The following is a 21,435-nucleotide window of genomic DNA, read 5'->3' on the forward strand; positions in this document are numbered from 1 at the left end:
ACTCCAGCCATGCCACGCGTCCTGCTGATCGAAGACGACCCCTCCGTCCGCGAGGGCGTCGAGCTCGGGCTCCGGCGCCGCGGACACGAGGTGCGGACCGCCGCCACCGGCGAGGCCGGGCTCGCCGCGCTCCGGGAGTTCCGGCCCGACCTGCTGCTGCTCGACCTGATGCTGCCCGGCATGAACGGCGTCCAGGTCTGCCGCCGGGTCCGCGAGACCAGCCAGCTGCCGATCATCATGCTCACCGCCCGCGGCGACGACTTCGACGTCGTCGTCGGCCTGGAGGCCGGCGCCGACGACTACATCGTCAAGCCCGCCCGCACCGAGGTCATCGAGGCCCGCATCCGCGCCGTCCTGCGCCGCATCGAGGACCCCGGCGGCGCGCGGCCCGCCGTCGAGTTCCACGGCGAACTCGCCGTCGACCGGGCCGGACTCACCGTCGCCAAGAACGGCGAACGGATCGCCCTCGCCCCTTCCGAACTCAAACTGCTGCTCCACCTCACCGCCGCCCCCGAGCAGGTCTTCAGCCGCCAGCAGCTCCTCGAACACGTCTGGGAACACAGCTTCCACGGCGACGCCCGCCTCGTCGACGCCTGCGTGCGCCGCCTCCGCAACAAGATCGAGGACACCCCCGGCGAACCCCGCTACATCCAGACCCTGCGCGGCTTCGGCTACCGCTTCGGCCCGCTGTGAGAGCCCACGTGCCCGGCGACGACCGGCCCCCGGGCCGGCGCCGCCGCCGCCCGCGCCCCTTCGGCCTGCGCACCCGCCTCGTGCTCGCCTTCCTCCTCGTCGCCGCCGTCGGCTGCGGCACCACCGCCGCCCTCACCTACCGCGCCGCCCGCAACGCGATCCTGGAGCAGACCCAGGACACCGCCGTCACCGCCTTCCGCCAGCAGGTCGAGACCCTGAACGTCCAGCTGCCGGTCGACCACGACGGGCTGCAGAACGAGCTGCGGCGCATCGCCCGCCAGGGCAAGCCCCGCCCCTGGCGGGTCTACGCCGAGTACGGCGACGTCCGGGTGTCCTCCACCGACCGGCCGGCATCGACCGTCCTCACCCCCGAACTGCGCCGCCGGGCCACCGCGCCCGGCGCCACCCACGGCAGCTTCCAGCGGGTCGTCAAGAACGGCACCCCGTACCTCACCGTCGCCGTCCCCGCCGTCTTCGGCAACTTCCGCGGCCTGCCCGAGGACCACCCCACCGGACTGGTCCTGTACGCGGTCATGGACCTCGGCGAGGAGGAGGCCGACATCGAGGCCATGGTCCTCGCCGCCCGCGACGGCGCCCTGCCCGCCCTGCTCGTCGCCCTCGTCCCCGCCCTGCTCGCCGCCCGGGGCGTGCTGCGCCCCGTGCGCGAACTGCGGCGCGCCGCCCACAGCATGGGCCGGGGCCGCCTCGACACCCGCATCCACGCCAAGGGCAGCGACGAACTCGCCGACCTCGCCCGCACCTTCAACGAGTCCGCCGCGGCGCTGGAACGATCCGTCACCGAACTCCGCCGGGCCGAGGCACGTGCCCGCCGCTTCGCCTCCGACGTCTCCCACGAACTGCGCACCCCGCTCGCCGGCATGCTCGCCGTCACCGAGGTCCTCGACGAGGACGCCGGCACGCTCGACTCCGACACCGCCCGCGCGGTACGGCTCATCAGCGCCGAGACCGGCAAACTCGCCGTCCTCGTCGAGGACCTGATGGAGATCTCCCGCTTCGACGCCCGCGCCGCCGAGCTCCACACGGACGAGGTGGACGCGGCCGAGATGGTCCGCAAGACGCTCATCAACCGCCACTGGACCGACCCGGAGCGGATCGTCACCGCACTCACCGACGGCATCCGCGCCCGGCTCGACCCGCGCCGCTTCGACGTGGTCGTCGCCAACCTCGTCGGCAACGCCCTGCGGCACGGCGGCCCGCCGGTGACCGTCCGGGTGTACGAGGAGGAGGGCCGCCTCGTCACCGAGGTCGCCGACCGCGGCCCGGGCATCCCGGACGACGTGCTGCCCCACGTCTTCGACCGCTTCTACAAGGGCGACCCGGCCCGCACCCGCTCGGCGGGCAGCGGCCTGGGCCTCGCCATCACCCAGGAGAACGTCCACCTCCACGGCGGCACGGTCCTCGCGGCCAACCGCCCCGACGGCGGCGCCGTCTTCACCGTCAGGATCCCGCTGTGAGCCGCACGAGGGGCCCGGTGGCGGTCCCTGCCGTGAGCCGCACGAGGGGCCCGGAGGCGGGCCCTGCCGTCAGCCGCACGAGGGGCCCGGCGGCGGTCCCTGCCGTGAGCCCGGCGGGGCGCCCCGCCCGGCGGCGGGCCCTGCGGCGCGCCACGGCCGCCCTGCTGGGCCTGGGCCTGCTGCCGCTCACCGCCTGCGGCATACAGGGGAGCGACGTCGTGGAGGCGGGCGGCCCCGCGCCGGTCACGGTGCAGCCCACCAGCGAACCCCGGATGCTGCTGTTCTTCACCGACCGCGACGGCCGGCTGATGCCGGTCGCCCGTGACATCGGCTTCCACCCCGGGATCGGCCCCGACACCGAGCACGTGGACGGCCGGACCGAGCCCACCGACATCGCCGAGCCCACCGAGGTCGGCTACCGCATCCCCACCGACAAGCTGCTCAGCGCCCTTCTCGAAGGCCCCGACGAGAAGGAGCGCTCCGCCGGAATCACCACCCGTCTCACCCCGCACGGCGCCTACGCGGTGCACGTGACACGCACGAAGAGCGCCGGCGAGCCGGTGGTCCTGGTCCGGGTCGGGACCCGCGTGCAGGACCTCGACCCCGTGGCCGTACGACAGCTGGTGTGCACGGCCGCGTACGCCGAGGACGCGACGGGCGCGGTGCCGGTCGCCGTCCGCGGCATCGACGGGGAGCTGGCCGCCACCCGCTGCCTGATGGACTAGGAGGCGTCTCGCGGGCCCGGTGGGCCCGAGGGGGCGGCGGGCCGGGGGCCCGGGTCAGGCGCGCAGGTCCGCCAGGACCGCGTCCGTGAAGGGCGGCCACGCCTCGATCGCCCACGGCCCGAAGGGCCGGTCCGTCAGGGCCACGCACGCGGCGCCCGCGTCCGGGTCGATCCACAGGAAGGTGCCCGCCTGGCCGAAGTGGCCGAACGTACGCGGCGAGGACGTGGCGCCGGTCCAGTGCGGCGACTTGCCGTCGCGGATCTCGAAGCCCAGACCCCAGTCGTTCGGCCTCTGGTGCCCGTAACCGGGCAGAATGCCCGTCAGGCCCGGGTACGCGACCGTCATCGCGTCCAGCACCGTGCGGGCGTCCAGCAGGCGCGGCGCCTGCACCTCGGCGGCGAAGCGCACCAGATCGTCGACGGTCGAGACGCCGTCCTTCGCGGGCGAGCCCTCCAGGGTCGTGTCGGCCATGCCCAGCGGCTCCAGGACGGCCTGGTGCAGATACTCGGAGAACGGGATGTCGGTCGCCTTGGCGACGTGGTCGCCGAGCGCCTCGAAACCGGTGTTGGAGTAGATCCGCCGGGTGCCGGGCGCCGCCGTCACCCGGTTCTCGTCGAAGGCGAGGCCCGACGTGTGCGCCAGCAGGTGCCGCACCGTCGCCCCCTCCGGCCCGGCCGGCTCGTCCAGGTCGATCGCCCCCTCCTCGTACGCGACGAGGACCGCGTACGCCGCCAGCGGCTTGGTGACGGAGGCCAGCGGGAACCGCCGCCCGGTGGGGCCGTGACTCCCGGCCAGGGTGCCGTCCGCGCGGACCACGGCGGCGGCCGCGGTGGGGACGGGCCAGTTCTCGATCGACGCCAGGCTGGGCAAGCTGCTTCGCATGCTGCCGAGCCTACTTGCTTGGAGTGCACTCCAACCTTTTAGCGTGGTGGCCATGAGCGTGATCGAGAGCACGAGCGCGGCGGACGTGTCCCGGGAACGGTTCACGATCAGCGAGGTCGCGGCCCTGACCGGACTGTCGGCGCACACCCTGCGCTGGTACGAGCGGATCGGACTCATGCCGCACGTGGACCGCTCGCACACCGGCCAGCGCCGCTTCACCCGGCGCGACCTGGACTGGCTCGCCTTCGTCGGCAAGCTGCGGCTCACCGGCATGTCGGTCGCGGACATGGTCCGCTACGCGGAGCTCGTCCGCGCCGGCGACCACACCCACGACGAACGGCGCGAGCTCCTGGAGACCACCCGGCGCGACGTCGCCGCCCGGATCTCCGAGCTGCAGGACACCCTCGCCGTGCTCGACCTCAAGATCGGCTACTACGGCAAGCAGACGCCCACCTGCGGAGAGGCACCCTCATGAGCACCACCCGCACCACCGGCACCACCGGCACCACCCTCGGCGGCCGGATCGGAACCGGCAGGATCGACACCGTACGCCTCGGCGGCCCGGACGGGCCCGAGACCGGCGTCCAGGGCTTCGGCGCCATGGGCATCAGCGAGTTCTACGGCGACACCGACGAGGCCGCCGCCCGCGACACCCTCGAAGCGGCCCTGGAGGCCGGCGTCACCCTCATCGACACCGCCGACGTCTACGGACAGGGCGCCAACGAGGAGTTCCTCGCCCCCTTCGTCGCCGCACACCGCGACGAGATCGTCCTCGCCACCAAGTTCGGCATCGAGCGGCGCGCCGACGACCCCGTCTACCGGGGCGTCAACAACGACCCGGCCTACATCCGGCGATCCGTCGAGGGCAGCCTGCGCCGGCTCGGCGTGGACACCATCGACCTCTACTACATGCACCGCCGGGACCCGGCCGTGCCGTTCGAGGAGTCCGTGGGCGCCATGGCGGAGCTCGTGAAGGAGGGCAAGGTCCGGCAGCTCGGCCTCAGCGAGGTGACCGGCCCCGAGCTGCGCGCCGCGCACGCCGTGCACCCGATCGCCGCCCTCCAGTCGGAGTGGTCCCTCTTCTCCCGCGACGTGGAGCAGAGCGCGGTCGGCGCGGCGGCCGAACTCGGCGTGACCTTCGTGCCGTACTCGCCGCTCGGCCGGGGCTTCCTCACCGGCGCCTTCGCCGACGCCGCCAAGGACCTGCCGGACGACGACTTCCGCCGCCGCCAGCCGCGCTTCAGCGGCGAGAACGCCGAACGGAACGCGGCCCTGCTCGCCCCCTTGCGGGACGTGGCGGCCGAGCACGGGGCGACCCCCGCGCAGATCGCCCTCGCCTGGGTCCAGCAGCGCGCCGCCGTGCACGGCCTGACGGTCGTGCCCATCCCCGGCACCCGCAAGCGGTCCCGCCTGGAGGAGAACGCGGCGGCCACCCGGATCACGCTGACCGACGCGCAGCTCGCCGCCCTGGAGCCGATCGCCGCCCAGGTGGCGGGCGACCGCTACCCGGACATGACGTTCACCTCGGCGGCGCGGGAGGCGTAGGCGTCCGGCCGTCGGGGGTCCCGGCGCCCTCACGCCAGGCCCAGGGCGAAGAACGCGAAGCCCGCCGCCAGGAGGCCCGCCGCCGCCCGCCGGGCCGTGCCGGCGCGGGTCCACGGGGACTCGAAGCCCCGCGCGTACCGGCCGATCAGGACGAGCAGTCCGGCGAACAGCGGCAGCCAGGCGAGCCGGGCCAGGATCCAGCCGACCGAGTCGGGCGCGCCGACCAGGCCGGGGACCTCACCCGCGTACGAGGCGGGGATCGCGGCGGCCAGCATGGCCGACTGGTGCCAGCACAGCACCGTCATCGCCGACAGGTTGACCACGACCACCGGCGCCCACAGCGCGGGCCGGGCGAGGAGCCGCCCGAGCCGCTCCCGCAGCAGGATCGCCGCGCCGCTCTGCGTGGCGGCGAGGGCCAGGACCAGCAGCGACGGCGGGTGCGAGTTCGTACGGGCCTCGCCGGGGACACCCACCATCGAGGCCGGGTAGCCGCACCACAGCAGCAGGGCGGCGAAGAGCGCCGCGCCGCCCACGAGCAGCCCCCAGGCGTGGCCGCGGCTGACCCGGCCCTCGGCCCAGGAGACACCGAGCTGGTAGGCGAACAGCCAGCCCGGCAGGATGTTCAGGACGCTCAGCCAGGACGGGACGGTCTCGGCGTACGGCCCGTAGCGCAGCAGGTCGACGACGGCGACCGAGCCGAGCAGCGGGGCCGCCGCCCACACGCCGAGCCGGCGGGCGGCGCGTACGCAGGAGGGGGTGAGCGCGGTGACCACGGTGTAGACGCCGACGAACCACAGCGGCTGGATCACCAGCGTCGACGCCGTACGCAGCGTCGCTTCCGGCACCCCGAACGCGTGGTGCAGCAGCGGCAGCAGCACCGCCCACACGGCGGTGACCCCGAGCACGGGCCGCCCGAGCCGGGCGAGCCGCCCCCTCAGCCAGGCGGCCGTGGAGCCCTCGTGGCGCCGGTAGGACAGCACCGAGGCGTGGCCGCCGACCAGGAAGAAGACGCCCAGCATCTGGAGGACCCAGCTGACGGGCGCGAGGCCGCCGAAGGCGGTGAGCGGGCTGGCGTTGTGGATCGCGCCGTCGGAGGAGAGCGTGAACCCGCCGAGCAGCCAGTGCCCGGTGGGCACGGCGAGCAGGGCGAGGGCGCGCAGCCCGTCGATCGCGCGGTCGCGGTGGGCGGGGGTACGGGACTCGATCCGCTCGACGAGCGTCGCCGGACTCATCGGACGTCTCCCTTCGCGATGGCCGCGAAGGCACGCAGGGAGGCGGTCCCGGGCGCGAAGTAGCCGTCGTGGCCGTGGGCGTCACCGGCGGGCACCCGGCGGGCGCCGAAGGCGGGGTCCGCGGGGTCGGTGCCGTGGCCGAGGCCGGCGAACTCCACGTTCGGGACCCGGTCGATCCAGTCCGTGGGGTCCTTGGCGGCCCAGACCCGGGCGGTGGTGCGCAGCCCGGCCACGTCGTCGGCGCGCATCCCGGGGGAGGCGACGGCGACCAGGTCCCTGGCCTTCAGCCGGTGCGCGGCCACACCGCAGACGACCGATCCGTAGCTGTGGCAGAAGAGGGACGGCTCGGCCACGCCGACGGCGGCCAGCCCCTCCGTGAACCGGGCGAGCCGCCCGGCACCGGCCTCGGCGAGGTCGCCGGAGGCCGCGTCGAGGCCGACGCCGACGGGCGTGGTGTAGCCGGCCCAGGCGACGACCGCCGTCCGGCCACCGGTGGCGGCGCGCAGGGCGGTCGCCTTGCGGGTGAGGGAGCCGTGGTTCCCGGCGTCGACGTCGGACCCGGGCACGATCACCGCCACGTGCTCGGCCCGCGCCAGATCCCCGAACGCCAGCACCACCTGGCCGCGGCCCCGGGGGTCGTACGCGAGGATCTGCTGCCCGGGGAAGCGGGCCCCGGCGGTCCGGGCGTTGGCGGCGTAGCGCAGGGAGAGCGGGGCTCCGTCGAGGTTGCCGACGACGCCCGGGTGTCGCGCGACGAGCTCCCGCTGCCGCTCGGCACCCGACCCCCGCGCCCGGAAGAAGTCCCGTACCTGAGCGGGCGTCATGTCCTCGGGATCCGGCAGCCCGTCGGCCCGCCAGGCCGCCGTCCCCACCGGGGCGCCGGTGACGGCCCGCTGGCTGCTCCCCGACGCCCAGCCCGCCGTCCCCGCCACCACGGTGGCGGTCAGCGCGGCGGCGACCAGGGTCCTCGTGAACCGGCGCATGTACGTCTCCCCTTCCGTTCCTTCTCGTTGAGCGAGAGGAAGGTAGGAAGAGGAGGGGAGCCCGGGCGTCACACCGGGGCGCCAACCGTGAACCGATACCGGGGTACGGGGCGGACGAGCGGCGGGCCCCAGGGCAGGGGTGGGGGAAACCCCCGGTGGCTACCTCCCCTGACCGGGCGTCACCAGGCCCGACTCGTACGCGAAGATCACCGCCTGCGCCCGGTCCCGCAGGTCCAGTTTGGCCAGCACCCGGCCGATGTGGGTCTTCACGGTCTGCTCCGCGAGGACCAGGTGGCCGGCGATCTCCTGGTTCGACAGGCCCCGGGCGATCAGTTCCAGGACCTCCGTCTCGCGCGGGGTGAGACCGTTGAGGCGCAGCGCCGCCCGGTCGGCGCGCGGCGCCGGCCGCTGGGCGGCGAAGTCGGCGATCAGCCGCCGGGTCACGGACGGCGCGAGCAGCGCCTCGCCGGCCGCGACCACCCGCACCGCGCCGATCAGGTCGGCCGGCGGCGCGTCCTTCAGGAGGAAGCCGGAGGCACCGGCGCGCAGCGCCTCGTACACGTAGTCGTCCACGTCGAAGGTGGTGAGCATCAGCACCTTCGGCCGGTGGACCACCCCGGGCGGCGGGTTCAGGATCTCCCGTGCCGCCGACAGCCCGTCGAGCTCCGGCATCCGCACGTCCATGAGGACCACGTCGGGGTGCGTCGAGCGGGCCACGTCCACGCCCTGCCGCCCGTCCGCGGCCTCGCCCACCACGTCGATGTCGGGCTGCGCGGCGAGCAGCGCGGCGAAGCCCGCCCGCACCATGGCCTGGTCGTCGACGATGATCACGCGGATGGTCACGGGCTTCCTCAGCTGTCGGCGGTACGCGTCGGCAGCCGGGCGGCGACCCGGAAGCCCCCGTCCGGCAGCGGCCCGGTGTCGAGCGAGCCGCCCGTCAACCGTACGCGCTCGCGCATGCCGACCAGCCCGTGCCCGGTGCCCGTACCGCCCTCCAGCGGGGAACCGCGCTCCTCGGCGGGCCCGTTGACGACGAGGATGTGCAACCAGCCCTCGTCGTCGGCCCGGACGGACACCCGCGTCGCCGCGCCCGGCGCGTGCCGCACGACGTTGGCCAGGGCCTCCTGCACGATCCGGTACGCCGACAGGTCCACCGCCGGCGACAGCTCCACCGTGTCCCCGAGGCCGGCGGCCATCGACAGCTCGGCCGGCACCCCGGCCCGCACCGTCGCCTCGACCAGCTGCTGCACCCGGTCGAGGCCCGGCTGCGGCGCCCGTTCGCCGTCCGTGCCGTCGCTGCGCAGCACCGCGAGCAGCCGCCGCATCTCGGCGAGCGACTCCCGCGCCCCGGCCGCGATCGAGGCGAACTCCTCGCGGGCCGCGTCCGGGAGTTCCGGGATGCGGTACGGGGCGGAGTCGGCCTGCACGGTGATCACCGACATGTGGTGGGCGACCACGTCGTGCAGCTCGCGGGCGATCCGGGTGCGCTCCTCCAGGAGGGTGCGGCGGGACCGTTCGGCCTCGCTGATGGTCTCCTGCTCGACGAGCCGCCGCTCGGCCTCGCCGCGCCCGCGCAGGGTCGCGGTGAGCAGCAGCAGGATCCCGCTGAGCACGAACAGCAGCACGGTGACCCCGCCGCCCGGCCGCTCCGGCGACACCAGCTCGAAGACCGCCCCCGCCGCGCCGGTCGCCAGCCACACCCCGACGAGGGCACGCCGGGCCTCGCGCAGCCCGAGGGCGAGCATCAGGAAGAGGTAGCCGACCACGGCCATGGGGGTCCACGGCCAGGGCAGTCCGTCGCTGTGGTCGGCGGCGAGCATCACGAAGCCGCCGACGACGTCCGCGGCGAAGATCACCCACCAGGCCCGCAGCGGCCTGCTGACCGCGAGCAGCAGCGGCGCGGCCTGCGCGGTGCCGAGCGCTCCGGCGAGCGCGCCGTTGACGTGGTACTCGTGCACCAGCACGGTGATCGTGACCGGCAGCAGCGTCGCCACCAGCACGAACGCGACCCCGTACGGCAGCCACCGCACCCACGGCGACCTCGCCCGCGCGAACAGCGCCTCCCCGGGCCCGGTGGGCGTCGCGAGCGCGACCCCGAAACCGCGCACCGACTCTGACATGGGCGGCCGACGCCGCTGTTCGTCCTTCATGACGCCCCCAGCGTAGGTGCGAGGCGGAGGGGGGACGTCATACCGGGGTGGCGTCCCCGGCCTCGTACCGGGGTAGCACGTTCCGCCGCCTGACGGCGCGTGATCCGCCGCCCAGGCCCGTGCGGTGCGGGGGCGGCGCAGGCCCGCACGGCGGCAGCCGATTCCGCAGGGGCGCCGGCCTCGGTGTGTCGCCTGGTCGCGCGGGCGGCGTGTGCGAAGCCCCGCCGCCCAGCGTGGCCCCGGCCGCGCCCACCGCCGGCGCGGCACCCCACCGCCGGCGCGGCACCCCACCGCCGACGCGGCGACCCACCGCCGGCGCGGCCCGCCCCGGGCGCGGCGACCCATCCGGGCGCGGCGACCCATCCGGGCGCGGCGACCCCTACAGCTCCGCCAGCAACTCCGCCTTCTTCACCGAGAACTCCTCATCCGTCACGAGCCCCGCCCGATGCAGCTCCCCCAAGTGCCGAATCCTTTCGGCAACCCCCGCGGGATCCCGCGGACGCGCTCCCGCCCCCGGCAGAGCCGGGACGCGCGGCGAGGCGCTGCGGATCGCGGCAAGGACGGCCGCGGCGAACGGCAGGGACTCGTGCACCGGCCCGTAGCCGAGGCCGAAGACGACGGACGCGGGGTCGTGGTCCGGCTGGACGGCCCGCTCGTCGGGCCCCTCGCGCGGCACGAGCCGCAGATACCCGTCCAGGACCTCCGGCGAGCGCCACTCGACGCCGCTCAGCTCGCCCACCCGGAAAGTCTGGTCCCCCGCCTTCCACTTCTCCGAGGACGCCCCCGACCAGGACCAGCGGAAGGTCACCTCCGACCGCCCGTCGAAGCTCGCCTTCCCGTCGTACGCCTTGAAGGACTGCGGTCCCTCCGGCGCCGCCACCAGGAAGCGGTCCGCGGGCCGCCCGGCGTCGTACGGACTGAGGACGGAGCGCAGCTCGTCGCGGTAGTACTCGGCGAGCGTCTCCCGATCGGCGGGGAGCACCAGGCGGTACGGATCGCACTCGTCCTTCAGCTGTCCCGCCGCCGCCTCCATCAGGGGGTCGGCGCCCGCCCGCGGCACGGCGCGCAGCACGACGGTGCCCCGCTTGCCCGGGGCGAGCGTCACGGACTCCAGCGCCTCGTGCGGCACCCGCCGCTCGCGCAGAGCCTGGAACAGCTTCGGCATGCGGTTGGTGAGGTTCCCCCGTTCGAAGCGGATGACGACGGCGTCGCTCTCGAACTCCCAGGTGGCATGAATTCCGGCCAGCACATCACCCATACGCCTCATCGTATGCGGCGTATGCCCCGACGTCGCCCCTCCGCGACCATCGTAAATTCGCCGTGATCTACGCGCGTCGGGACACCGGCACACCGGAGATTCCGCCGAGGCAAGCGCTGTCACCGCCGATCGTGCCTCCACCGGAGCTGTCGCCGGAGCCGTCCCCGGCTCCCTCCCAGGCACCGTTTCCGGCACCCTCCCGGCCACCGTCCGCCACCGCGCAGGTCAGGCGCCCGTACGCGCCGACCCCTATGGCCGCGAAGTTCTCCAGGCTGCGCGTGCCCGGTTCGAAGTAGCCGGTGTGCCCCTTGGCGCCGGCTGCCGACAGCACCCGCGCCCCGAACTCCGGTGCCACCGGGTCGGCCCCGTGCCCGACGCCGCCGAGGTCCAGGTGGGGCACGTCCGCGATCCAGTCGTCGGTGTCCCGCATGGCCCAGACGCGGGCCGGGGTGCCGAGGTCGGCGGCCCGTTCGACCCGCATGCCGGGGCTGCCGGCGACGACCACGTCGGTGACCCGCGCGGGCAGCCGGGGCGCGGCGACCCCGCACAGCACGGAGCCGTAGCTGTGGCAGAAGAGGGTGACCGGCGCGTCGCCCGGCAGGGCGGCGGTGAGGCCGACCAGGCGGACGGCGCCGTTCTCGGCGAGCCGGCCGATGGCGGCGTCGATCCCGACGCCGACGGGGGCGGTGTAGTCGGCCCAGGCGATGACGGCGGTACGGGTGCCGGGCGCGGCCCGCCGTTCGGCGGCGTAGAGGGAGGCGGCCATGCCGGCGGGCGCGGAGTAGCGGCGGGCGGTGCGCTGGAAGGTCAGGAGGTTGGTGTCGACTCCGGGGACGACCACCGACACCCGCCGGGCCCGCTCCAGGTCGCCGAGCACCTCTGCGGCCCGCCCCGTACCCGTGGGGTCGAAGGCGAGGATCTGGCGGCCGGGTCGCAGCAGGGAGGCGAAGCGGTGGGCCAGCCGCCGCGCGTGGAGGCGGCCGTCGGCGGTGAGCCGGGGGTCGTCGACCCGTGCCCGCTCGGCGGCGAGGGCGCGGGCCAGGGACACCCGGTTGGCGCGGTAGCGCAGGGTGACCGGAGCCCCGTTGAGGTTGCCGACCACGAGCGGGTGGGCGTCGGCGAGCCGGGCACCCTGCGCGGGTCCTATGGCGGCGAAGAAGGCGGCGATCGTACGGGCCGGGGCCGTCGGATCGGGCAGCGCGCGGTGGCCGATCCTGCCGTGCGCCCAGGCGGCGAGCGCCTGCTCCCGGAGCTGCCCTGGCGTGCGCTGTTGCCGGATCGTGGTCCACCCGGTGGTCGCGAGGAGCACGAACACGACGGCGAGGGCGAGCAGCATCCGCCAGACCGAGAGGGTGGGGGACGAGTCGAAGGAAGGCATTGGCCGCCACCCTAGGGGGAGCGGAGGCGGGCCCGCGCGGACGAGTGACGCGGATCACTCGCGTGCGCGGGTGTGGTGACGCAGGGTAGGCGCGGTCGTACGCCGGGTCGTGCGTCCGGTCTGGTCAGGCTCGCCAGCGCGGCGCCAGCGCCGGGCCCAGGTGGTCCAGATAGCGCTCGGTGAGCTCGCGGATCGACTCCAGGGTCGGGTCCTCGCTGCGGCCCCACAGCTGCCCGGTCACCCGCATGACCCCGCTGAACGCGGCGACGGCGATCCGGGGACGCGGGTCCTCGTCCACGTCGAGCCCCTCGCGTTCGGCGATCAGGCGGGCGATGGTCTCCTCCATCTCCGTGGAGCGGCGCAGGTGTACGGCGAGGAGCGCGGGCGTCGACTCGATGAGCTGGAAGGTGCGCAGATAGAGCTCGACGGGGACGACCTCGGCGATCGCCTCGCCGATGGTGTCCCAGGCGCTGAGGACGGCGTTGCGCAGGGCGTCGAACGGGCCCTCCTCGGGCGGCCGTTCGCCGAGGGCGCGCACGAACCGCTCCTCCACCATCTGCTGGACGGCGAAGGCCACGTCCTCCTTGGTGGCGAAGTAGCGGAAGAAGGTGCGCTGGGAGACGTCGACGGAGTCGGCGATCTCGTCGACGGTGGTCCGTTCGAAGCCCTGCGTGGTGAAGAGCTCCAGGGCGACCCGGATCAACGCGTCGCGGGTGCGCTGCTTCTTGCGCTCGCGCAGACCGGGGACAACGGTCACGTCGGCGGTCCTCTTTCCGGTCCTCTTCCGGCTACTTCGTCCGGCTCAGCGTACCTGTGAGCTACGTGACAGTTACCGGCGCGTGAATCGCTTTGTCAATTGTCAGCGACTGACACTAGCCTCGTCCGTATGACTAGTCAGACCACCGTGGAAAAGGCCCCGCAGGGTCAGGGGGGTGGCCGGGAGCCGTTCGCGGCCCCGGCGAAGGGACTGCGTGGCCACCCCTGGCTGACCCTCTTCGCCGTCGCCGCAGGCGTCATGATGGTGGCGCTCGACGGCACGATCGTCGCCATCGCCAACCCCGCCATCCAGGCCGACCTCGGCGCCACCCTGGACCAGCTCCAGTGGATCACCAACGGCTACCTGCTCGCGCTCGCCGTCGCCCTCATCACCGCCGGCAAGCTGGGCGACCGCTTCGGCCACCGGCAGACCTTCCTCGTCGGCATCGCCGGCTTCGCCGCCGCCTCCGGCGCCATCGGTCTCTCGGACTCGATCGCGGCCGTCATCGTCTTCCGCGTCCTCCAGGGCCTCTTCGGCGCCCTGCTCATGCCGGCCGCGCTCGGACTGCTGCGCGCCACCTTCCCGGCCGAGAAGCTGAACATGGCCATCGGCATCTGGGGCATGGTCATCGGCGCCTCCACCGCCGGCGGCCCGATCCTCGGCGGCTTCCTCGTCGAGAACGTCAGCTGGCAGTCCGTCTTCTTCATCAACGTGCCGGTCGGCATCCTCGCGCTCGTCCTCGGCCTGGTGATCCTCAAGGACCACCGCGCCGAGAACGCCCCGCGCTCCTTCGACGTCTTCGGCATCGTGCTGCTCTCGGCCGCCATGGGCCTGCTCGTGTGGAGCCTCATCCAGGCCGGCGCCGAGTGGGGCTGGGGCAGCGCCAGCACCTGGGGCTGCCTGATCGGCGCCTTCGTCCTCTTCGCGGTCTTCGCCGCCTGGGAGACCAAGGTCAAGGAGCCGCTGATCCCGCTCGCCATGTTCCGCTCCGTGCCGCTCTCGGCCGGCGTGGTGCTGATGGTCCTGATGGCCTTCGCCTTCATGGGCGGCCTGTTCTTCGTGACCTTCTACCTCCAGGGCGTGAAGGGGCTCGGTCCGATCGACGCCGGTCTGCGCCTGCTGCCGCTGACCGCCATGATGATCGTCTCCTCTCCGCTGGCCGGCGCGCTGATCACCAAGTTCGGTCCGCGGGTCCCGCTGGTGGGCGGCATGGTCTGCACGGCCGTCGCCATGTTCGGCATGATCACCCTCGACGCGGACACCGGCACGCTCGCCATGTCCCTCTGGTTCGCCCTCCTCGGCCTCGGCCTCGCCCCGGTGATGGTCGGCGCCACCGAGGTCATCGTCGGCAACGCGCCGCTGGAGCTGTCCGGCGTCGCCGGCGGACTCCAGCAGGCCGCGATGCAGGTCGGCGGCGCGCTCGGTACGGCGGTGCTGGGCGCCGTCATGGCGTCGAAGGTGTCCGGTTCCTTCGCCGACAACTGGAAGGACGCCGGGATCCCCGTCCCCGCCGACCCGCGCCTGGAGCAGGCGGCCGAGTTCGGCATGGTGCCGCCGGAGCTGGCCAAGGCGCCGGGCATGACGCCCGACATGCTGTCGGCCATCGGCAAGGTCATCCACGAGACCTTCCTCCAGGGCATGGGCCTCGCCTTCACCGTCGCCGGTGTGGTCGCCGTCGTCGCGGCGCTCGTCGCCACGCTCACCAAGCGCGGCGCCAACGCCGAGGCGGGCGCCGGGGTCGGACACATCTGACGCCGTCGGGGTTCCCTTCACCGGGGCTCTCTTCACCGGGGCTTCCGTCGTCAGGGTTCCCTTAAGGGGCCGTCACCCGTTCGAAGGAACGGGGGCGGCCCCTCTTCCGTCCCCGGTGCGCCCTGCCCCATGCTCGTGACTACACAGAGTTACGAAACGGGGGTTCACCTGCATGTACACGAAGACCTTCCTCGCGGCGGCGGCCGTCCTGACCGCCCTCCTCGCCGCCCCGGCGGCATCCTCGGCCGCACCCGTGCCCGCCGCCGCACCGGCCGCCCTGCCCGCTGCCGCACCGGCCGCCACGACGCTCGGCGCCTGCGGGCCCGGTCAGCTGTGCCTGTGGCCCAAGGCGGACTTCAAGGGCCGGGCGGTGATCCACGAGCTGGCCTCGGTCGACCTCGACAGCTGCACGGCCTTACCGGCCGGCACGAGCGCGCAGGCGCTCGCCAACCGCACCGGTCGGCCCGTCACCGCCTACCAGTCCGCCGAGTGCGCGGAGACCGGTGAGTTCGAGACCTATCCGGGGCGCGGGACCTGGGTGCCCCAGACGCCCTACAAGGTCAGAGCGTTCAAGCTGTGGGAGCGGTAGGGGAGGACAGCTCGGAGGCGGCCTGCACCGGCGGCGGGGACAGCTCGGAGGCGGCCTGCGCGGGCGGCGGGGGCAGCTCGGAGGCGGCCTGCGCGGGCGGCGGGGCCGAGAGGCGCGCGACCTCGGCCCGCAGCTCCCGCACCTCCAGGGTCAGCGCCTCCAGCAGCTCCGTCTGCCGGCGCTCGGCCGCGTCGTCCCGCTCGAAGCGGGCGATGAACCAGGCCGCGATGTTCGCGGTCACCACACCGAGCAGGGCGATCCCGGACAGCATCAGGCCGACCGCGAGCACCCGGCCCAGACCCGTGGTCGGGGCGTGGTCGCCGTAGCCGACGGTCGTCATCGTGGTGAAGGACCACCAGACGGCGTCCCCGAGCGTCTTGATGTTGCCGTCCGGCGCGTCCCGTTCCACATGGAGCACGGCCAGCGAGCCGAACATCATCAGCCCGACCACCGCGCCCGCCACGTACGTGGTGAGCGTGATCTGCGGGGCCATCCGGGCCCGCCGGCCCACCAGGAGGAGCGTCGAGACCACCCTGAGCAGCCGCAGCGGCTGCACCATCGGCAGGACCACCGCGAGCAGATCCAGCGGATGGCTGCGGACGAAGGCCCACCGGGCCGGTGCGATCGCCAGCCGGACCAGATAGTCCAGGGCGAACACCGCCCACACCACCCACTCCACCTGGGTGCACAGCCGGTGCACCCAGGGGTCGGCGCCCGGTGCCACGATCGGCACGGCGTAGGCGACGCCGAAGGCCACCGCCAGCGCGAGCAGCGGTGTCCGGGTGCGCTCTTCCCAGTGTTCCCTCATGCCCGGCATCGTAAGGAACGCCGAAGGGCGGCGGGACCCACGGTCCCACCGCCCTCACCAGGTGGTATGCGCCAACGCCAGGGCGCCGCGGCCGGGGGTTACGGCTCCGCCTACCGCTACGGGGTCACGCGTCGCCGCCCGCGACGCCCGGGTCCGCGGCCGCGACGTCGAGCAGCCGGTAGCGGTCCACGGCCTGCTTCAGGGCCGAGCGGTCCACCTTGCCGTCCCGGGCCAGCTCCGTGAGCACCGCGAGCACGATCGACTGGGCGTCGATGTGGAAGTAGCGCCGGGCCGCGCCGCGCGTGTCCGCGAAGCCGAAGCCGTCCGCACCCAGCGAGGTGTAGCTGCCCGGCACCCAGCGGGAGATCTGGTCCGGCACCGAGCGCATCCAGTCGGAGACGGCCACGAACGGGCCCTGGGCGCCCTGGAGCTTCCGCGTCACGTACGGGACGCGCTGCTCCTCGTCCGGGTGGAGCAGGTTGTGCTCCTCGACGGCCACGGCGTCGCGGCGCAGCTCGTTCCAGGAGGTGGCGGACCAGACGTCGGCGCGGACGTTCCACTCCTCGGCGAGGATCCGCTGCGCCTCGACCGCCCACGGCACGGCGACGCCGGAGGCCATGATCTGGGCGGGGATCGTGCCGGCCTCGCCCGCCTTGTAGCGGTAGATGCCCTTGAGGATGCCGTCGGCGTCCACGTTCTCGGGCTCGGCCGGGTGCTGGATCGGCTCGTTGTAGACGGTCAGGTAGTAGAAGACGTCCTCGGCCTGGGGGCCGTACATGCGCCGCAGGCCGTCCTGGACGATGTGGGCGATCTCGTAGCCGAAGGCGGGGTCGTAGGCGACGCACGCCGGGTTGGTCGAGGCGAGCAGGTGCGAGTGGCCGTCCGCGTGCTGGAGCCCCTCGCCGGTCAGCGTGGTGCGGCCGGCGGTGGCACCGAGCACGAAGCCGCGGGCGAGCTGGTCGGCCATCTGCCAGAACTGGTCGCCGGTGCGCTGGAAGCCGAACATCGAGTAGAAGACGTAGACCGGGATGAGCGGCTCGCCGTGCGTGGCGTACGCCGAGCCGGCGGCGATCAGCGAGGCGGTGCAGCCCGCCTCGGAGATGCCGTCGTGCAGCATCTGGCCGGTCGGGGACTCCTTGTAGGCGAGGAGCAGTTCGCGGTCCACGGCCTCGTACTGCTGGCCGAGCGGGTTGTAGATCTTGGCGCTCGGGAAGAACGAGTCCATGCCGAAGGTGCGGTACTCGTCCGGCGCGATCAGCACGAAGCGCTTGCCGATCTCCTTGTCCCGCATCAGGTCCTTGAGCAGTCGGACGAAGGCCATCGTGGTGGCGATCGACTGCTGGCCGGAGCCCTTCTTCACCGCCGCGTAGGTCGTGTCCTCGGGCAGCGCCAGCGGCTTGGCGCGGACCACCCGGGTGGGCACGTACCCGCCGAGCGCCTTGCGGCGGTCGTGCATGTACTGGATCTCCTCGGAGTCCCGGCCCGGGTGGTAGTACGGCGGCAGGCCGTCCTCCAGCTGCTTGTCCGTGATCGGGATGTGCAGCCGGTCGCGGAAGCGCTTGAGGTCGTCGACCGTCAGCTTCTTCATCTGGTGGGTGGCGTTGCGGCCCTCGAAGTTGGGGCCCAGCGTCCAGCCCTTGACGGTCTTGGCGAGGATCACCGTCGGCTGGCCCTTGTGGGCCTTGGCCGCCGAGAAGGCCGCGAAGATCTTCCGGTGGTCGTGACCGCCGCGGCCCAGGTGCAGGATCTGGTCGTCGGTCATGTTCTCGACCATGGCCCGCAGCCGCTGGTCGTCGCCGAAGAAGTGGTCGCGGATGTAGGCGCCGGTCTCCGTCGCGTACGTCTGGAACTGGCCGTCCGGCGTGGTGTTCATCTTGTTGACGAGCACACCGTCGCGGTCCTGGGCGAGCAGCGGGTCCCAGGAGCGGTCCCAGACCAGCTTGATGACGTTCCACCCGGCACCACGGAAGACCGACTCCAGTTCCTGGATGATCTTGCCGTTGCCGCGCACCGGGCCGTCGAGCCGCTGGAGGTTGCAGTTGACGACGAAGGTGAGGTTGTCCAGGCCCTCGCGGGCCGCGATGGTCAGCTGGCCGAGCGACTCCGGCTCGTCCATCTCGCCGTCGCCGAGGAAGGCCCACACGTGCGACTTGGAGGTGTCGGCGATGCCGCGCGCCTCCATGTAGCGGTTCATCCGGGCCTGGTAGATCGCGCCGAGCGGGCCGAGGCCCATCGACACGGTGGGGAACTCCCAGAAGTCCGGCATCAGGCGCGGATGCGGGTAGGAGGAGAGTCCGTTGGGGAACTTCGACCTCTCCTGGCGGAAGGCGTCGAGCTGCGTCTCGTTCAGCCGGTCGAGCAGATAGGCGCGGGCGTAGATGCCGGGGGAGGCGTGGCCCTGGAAGAAGATCTGGTCGCCGCCGTCGCCCTCGTCCTTGCCGCGGAAGAAGTGGTTGAAGCCGACGTCGTACAGCGAGGCGGAGGAGGCGAAGGTCGCGATGTGGCCGCCGACACCGATGCCGGGCCGCTGGGCGCGCGAGACCATCACGGCCGCGTTCCAGCGGGTGGCGTTGAGGACCTTGCGCTCGATCTCCTCGTTGCCGGGGAAGAAGGGCTCGTCCTTGGTGGCGATGGTGTTGACGTAGTCCGTGCTGCGCATCTCGGGCACGGCGACCCGCTTCTCGCGGGCGCGCTCGATCAGCCGCAGCATGAGGTAGCGGGCCCGCTCCCGGCCCCGCTCGTCCACGGCGGCGTCCAGGGAGTCGAGCCATTCCTGGGTCTCTTCGGGATCAAAATCCGGGACCTGGCTGGGAAGACCGCCAATGATGATCGGGTTGCGATCGGATGCGGAAGCCACGCTGTTCCTTCGCTGGTCGATGGAGCCCCCGGGGGTAGGGGCCCGCTGGGGCCGGGGATGTTCATCGTGTACCCCGCCGGTGGCAAACGTCATCTTTACCGAGGGGTAATCGTTCCGAGGCGCCTTCTGCGGTCAAATCGCAACCTTACGCCCATCCCGCGCATGCGTTTCGTCAACATGTTCGGCAGACTGAAGCCGCAGAGCCCCACAATGCGGGGCGAAGAGTGCGTGACTCGTCACGGAGCGCGACGGGCCCTCGCCGGAGGTTGCGGCGAGACGGCCCCAAACGTCACCGTTTCGGCGGTCTCATCGGCCGGGTACTTGCGCGATCCGCCCCGGCACGTGTGGACTACGGCCAGCGCCGCGCGCCCGCGCGCGGCCGAAGCATTTTCCAATACATGATCAGGAGGCAAGCCGTGAGCGCGACCGCGGACCACGCGGAGGAGCGGACCAACCCGGCAGCGAGGCTGGGGTTCGAGCCCGGACAGGTGGTCCAGGAGATCGGCTACGACGACGACGTCGACTTCGATCTCCGCGAAGGCATCGAGTCCATCATCGGCCAGGACCTCGTGGACGAGGACTACGACGACGTCGCCGACGTCGTGCTGCTGTGGTTCCGTGACGAGGACGGTGACCTCACCGACGCCCTGGTGGACGCCATCGGCCTCCTGGAGGAGGGCGGCCAGATCTGGCTGCTGACGCCGAAGACGGGCCGCGACGGCTACATCGAGCCGAGCGACATCAACGATGCCGCGCAGACCGCTGGTCTCTCCCAGACCAAGAGCATCAGCGTCGCCAAGGACTGGGTCGGCACGCGACTCGGCACCCCGAAGCGCTGATCCCCCCCATACGCTGCACGGAGCCCCCGCCGGCCACACCGGCGGGGGCTCCGTGCATCCCCGGCCGCCCCTTAGGGTGGGTTTCACCGTTTCGGCCCAACCGCTGGGCCGCCGCGCGAAGGGACACGTACGCGATGGCGATCGAGGTCGGAGCCGAGGCCCCGGACTTTGAACTGAAGGACAACCACGGCCGCACCGTGCGGCTCTCCGACTTCTTCGCGGATCCCGCGACGAGCCGGAACGTCGTGCTGTTCTTCTACCCCTTCGCCTTCACCGGCGTGTGCACCGGCGAGCTGCGCGCGCTGCGCGACAACCTGGACCACTTCGTCAACGACGACACCCAGCTGCTCGCCGTCTCCAACGACTCCATCCACACGCTGCGTGTCTTCGCCGAGCAGGAGGGCCTGGAGTTCCCGCTGCTCTCCGACTTCTGGAAGCACGGCGAGGTCTCGCGCGCCTACGGCGTCTTCGACGAGGACAAGGGCTGTGCCCTGCGCGGCACCTTCGTCATCGACAGGTCCGGCACGGTCCGCTGGTCGGTGGTCAACGCCCTCCCGGACGCGCGTGACCTGGACGACTGCCTCAAGGCGCTCGCGGCTCTCTGACCCGGCCCCCGGCCGCCCCCCCCGGCCGCCCCCCCCCGGCCGCCCCCCGACCGGCCCCTGGCCGGGCGCCCGACCGGTCCCTGACCGGGCCCGATGTCGGCCCTCCGGTGCTTCCGGTGCCAACACTCGGGCGAAACGTCTGTTTCCACGGGGAACCCGTCACTAGGATCCAGACGTTGATCCGATGCCAACGCACGACTGGGGGCGCTGCCCCTGGAAACCAATGGAGGGACTCGTGGGAGTCAGCCTCAGCAAGGGCGGCAACGTCTCGCTGACCAAGGAGGCCCCTGGCCTGACCGCCGTCACCGTCGGTCTGGGCTGGGACGTCCGCACCACCACCGGTACGGACTTCGACCTCGACGCCAGCGCCATCCTGGTGAACGCGGAGGGCAAGGTCCGCAACGACCAGGACTTCGTCTTCTTCAACAACCTCAAGAGCGCCGACGGCTCCGTCGAGCACACCGGTGACAACCTCACCGGCGAGGGCGAGGGCGACGACGAGCAGGTCAAGGTCAACCTGGCCGCCGTGCCCCAGGACGTCGCCAAGATCGTCTTCCCGGTGTCGATCTACGACGCCGACAACCGCCAGCAGTCCTTCGGCCAGGTCCGCAACGCCTTCATCCGCGTCGTGAACCAGGCCGGCGGCGCCGAGATCGCGCGCTACGACCTCTCCGAGGACGCCTCGACCGAGACGGCCATGGTCTTCGGCGAGCTCTACCGCAACGGGGCGGAGTGGAAGTTCCGCGCCGTCGGCCAGGGCTACGCCTCCGGCCTGCGCGGCATCGCGCAGGACTTCGGCGTCAACGTCTGAGCCGACGCACCGCAACCCGTCCGGCGCCGCACCTACCGTGCGGCGCCGGACGCGCCGCGGGCCCCCGGCGCGCCCGCGCGCCGCCCGGGGGCCGGG

20 protein-coding genes are annotated in these 21,435 nt (G+C 73.1%); 10 read left to right on the top strand and 10 right to left on the bottom strand.

Going from position 1 to position 21,435, the window contains the following annotated elements:
* Positions 1 to 9 precede the first annotated feature (9 nt).
* The 3 genes from ABTZ91_RS31725 to ABTZ91_RS31735 all read left to right on the top strand — a co-directional run bounded on the left by ABTZ91_RS31725 (position 10) and on the right by ABTZ91_RS31735 (position 2,893).
* Positions 10 to 693, top strand: coding sequence for a response regulator transcription factor (locus ABTZ91_RS31725; protein WP_352080677.1), 684 nt, complete (start codon positions 10 to 12; stop codon positions 691 to 693).
* An 8-nt stretch (positions 694 to 701) separates the two neighbouring features.
* Complete coding sequence (locus ABTZ91_RS31730) at positions 702 to 2,168, top strand: HAMP domain-containing sensor histidine kinase (protein WP_352080678.1); 1,467 nt, start codon at positions 702 to 704, stop codon at positions 2,166 to 2,168.
* A gap of 104 nt (positions 2,169 to 2,272) precedes the next feature.
* On the top strand, positions 2,273 to 2,893 hold the full coding sequence (locus ABTZ91_RS31735) for a hypothetical protein (RefSeq protein WP_352080679.1): 621 nt from the start codon (positions 2,273 to 2,275) through the stop codon (positions 2,891 to 2,893).
* A gap of 54 nt (positions 2,894 to 2,947) precedes the next feature.
* On the opposite strand, the gene ABTZ91_RS31740 is transcribed toward ABTZ91_RS31735, so the two are convergent.
* Entirely contained in the window at positions 2,948 to 3,775 is an 828-nt protein-coding gene (locus ABTZ91_RS31740) for a serine hydrolase domain-containing protein (RefSeq protein WP_352080680.1), read from the bottom strand.
* Positions 3,776 to 3,827: 52 nt separating this feature from the next.
* Here ABTZ91_RS31740 and ABTZ91_RS31745 point away from each other — a divergent pair, with 52 nt between their 5' ends.
* Positions 3,828 to 4,250 carry a MerR family transcriptional regulator gene (locus ABTZ91_RS31745; RefSeq protein ID WP_352080681.1) on the top strand — a complete coding sequence of 141 codons (423 nt, stop codon included), beginning with the start codon at positions 3,828 to 3,830 and terminating at the stop codon, positions 4,248 to 4,250.
* On the top strand, positions 4,247 to 5,320 hold the full coding sequence (locus ABTZ91_RS31750; RefSeq protein WP_352080682.1) for an aldo/keto reductase: 1,074 nt from the start codon (positions 4,247 to 4,249) through the stop codon (positions 5,318 to 5,320). Before ABTZ91_RS31745 ends, ABTZ91_RS31750 begins: the two co-directional genes overlap by 4 nt.
* 29 nt (positions 5,321 to 5,349) lie before the next feature.
* Here ABTZ91_RS31750 and ABTZ91_RS31755 read toward each other — a convergent pair whose 3' ends face one another.
* The 7 genes from ABTZ91_RS31755 to ABTZ91_RS31785 form a co-directional block, all read right to left on the bottom strand.
* The gene (locus tag ABTZ91_RS31755) at positions 5,350 to 6,552 is read right to left on the bottom strand and encodes an acyltransferase family protein (RefSeq protein ID WP_352080683.1); all 1,203 of its coding nucleotides are present in this window, start codon (positions 6,550 to 6,552) and stop codon (positions 5,350 to 5,352) included.
* Positions 6,549 to 7,535 (bottom strand): alpha/beta hydrolase, encoded by a 987-nt coding sequence (locus tag ABTZ91_RS31760; RefSeq protein ID WP_352080684.1) that lies wholly within the window; start codon positions 7,533 to 7,535, stop codon positions 6,549 to 6,551. The genes ABTZ91_RS31755 and ABTZ91_RS31760 overlap by 4 nt, the downstream gene beginning before the upstream one ends.
* Before the next feature lie 159 nt (positions 7,536 to 7,694).
* On the bottom strand, positions 7,695 to 8,378 hold the full coding sequence (locus ABTZ91_RS31765) for a response regulator transcription factor (protein ID WP_352080685.1): 684 nt from the start codon (positions 8,376 to 8,378) through the stop codon (positions 7,695 to 7,697).
* Between the two features lie 8 nt (positions 8,379 to 8,386).
* The gene (locus tag ABTZ91_RS31770; protein WP_352080686.1) at positions 8,387 to 9,685 is read right to left on the bottom strand and encodes a sensor histidine kinase; all 1,299 of its coding nucleotides are present in this window, start codon (positions 9,683 to 9,685) and stop codon (positions 8,387 to 8,389) included.
* A 379-nt stretch (positions 9,686 to 10,064) separates the two neighbouring features.
* Positions 10,065 to 10,943 (bottom strand): DUF4429 domain-containing protein, encoded by an 879-nt coding sequence (locus ABTZ91_RS31775; RefSeq protein ID WP_352080687.1) that lies wholly within the window; start codon positions 10,941 to 10,943, stop codon positions 10,065 to 10,067.
* Positions 10,944 to 11,010: 67 nt separating this feature from the next.
* On the bottom strand, positions 11,011 to 12,321 hold the full coding sequence (locus ABTZ91_RS31780; protein WP_352080688.1) for an alpha/beta hydrolase: 1,311 nt from the start codon (positions 12,319 to 12,321) through the stop codon (positions 11,011 to 11,013).
* Positions 12,322 to 12,445: 124 nt separating this feature from the next.
* Positions 12,446 to 13,078: a TetR family transcriptional regulator gene (locus tag ABTZ91_RS31785; RefSeq protein WP_352080689.1), complete on the bottom strand. Its 633-nt coding sequence runs from the start codon at positions 13,076 to 13,078 to the stop codon at positions 12,446 to 12,448.
* Positions 13,079 to 13,207: 129 nt separating this feature from the next.
* Here ABTZ91_RS31785 and ABTZ91_RS31790 point away from each other — a divergent pair, with 129 nt between their 5' ends.
* A complete protein-coding gene (locus tag ABTZ91_RS31790; RefSeq protein WP_352080690.1) occupies positions 13,208 to 14,830 on the top strand; it encodes an MFS transporter in 1,623 nt (540 codons plus the stop codon).
* A 172-nt stretch (positions 14,831 to 15,002) separates the two neighbouring features.
* The gene (locus tag ABTZ91_RS31795) at positions 15,003 to 15,419 is read left to right on the top strand and encodes a peptidase inhibitor family I36 protein (RefSeq protein WP_352080691.1); all 417 of its coding nucleotides are present in this window, start codon (positions 15,003 to 15,005) and stop codon (positions 15,417 to 15,419) included.
* On the opposite strand, the gene ABTZ91_RS31800 is transcribed toward ABTZ91_RS31795, so the two are convergent.
* Positions 15,400 to 16,236: a potassium channel family protein gene (locus ABTZ91_RS31800; RefSeq protein WP_352080692.1), complete on the bottom strand. Its 837-nt coding sequence runs from the start codon at positions 16,234 to 16,236 to the stop codon at positions 15,400 to 15,402. The two genes, ABTZ91_RS31795 and ABTZ91_RS31800, sit on opposite strands and share 20 nt — an antisense overlap.
* Positions 16,237 to 16,351: 115 nt before the next feature.
* Complete coding sequence (gene aceE, locus ABTZ91_RS31805) at positions 16,352 to 19,084, bottom strand: pyruvate dehydrogenase (acetyl-transferring), homodimeric type (protein ID WP_352080693.1); 2,733 nt, start codon at positions 19,082 to 19,084, stop codon at positions 16,352 to 16,354.
* A 416-nt stretch (positions 19,085 to 19,500) separates the two neighbouring features.
* Between aceE and ABTZ91_RS31810 the strand changes: the two genes are divergently transcribed.
* From ABTZ91_RS31810 to ABTZ91_RS31820, 3 genes are all read left to right on the top strand, one after another.
* Complete coding sequence (locus ABTZ91_RS31810; protein WP_345488695.1) at positions 19,501 to 19,923, top strand: DUF3052 domain-containing protein; 423 nt, start codon at positions 19,501 to 19,503, stop codon at positions 19,921 to 19,923.
* 134 nt (positions 19,924 to 20,057) lie between these two features.
* Complete coding sequence (locus tag ABTZ91_RS31815; RefSeq protein ID WP_352080694.1) at positions 20,058 to 20,528, top strand: peroxiredoxin; 471 nt, start codon at positions 20,058 to 20,060, stop codon at positions 20,526 to 20,528.
* A gap of 235 nt (positions 20,529 to 20,763) precedes the next feature.
* Entirely contained in the window at positions 20,764 to 21,339 is a 576-nt protein-coding gene (locus tag ABTZ91_RS31820; protein WP_352080695.1) for a TerD family protein, read from the top strand.
* Positions 21,340 to 21,435 lie beyond the last annotated feature (96 nt).

The sequence above is a fragment of the Streptomyces sp. NPDC126499 genome, assembly GCF_040302485.1.
In the GTDB taxonomy this organism is placed as follows: Bacteria; Actinomycetota; Actinomycetes; order Streptomycetales; family Streptomycetaceae; genus Streptomyces.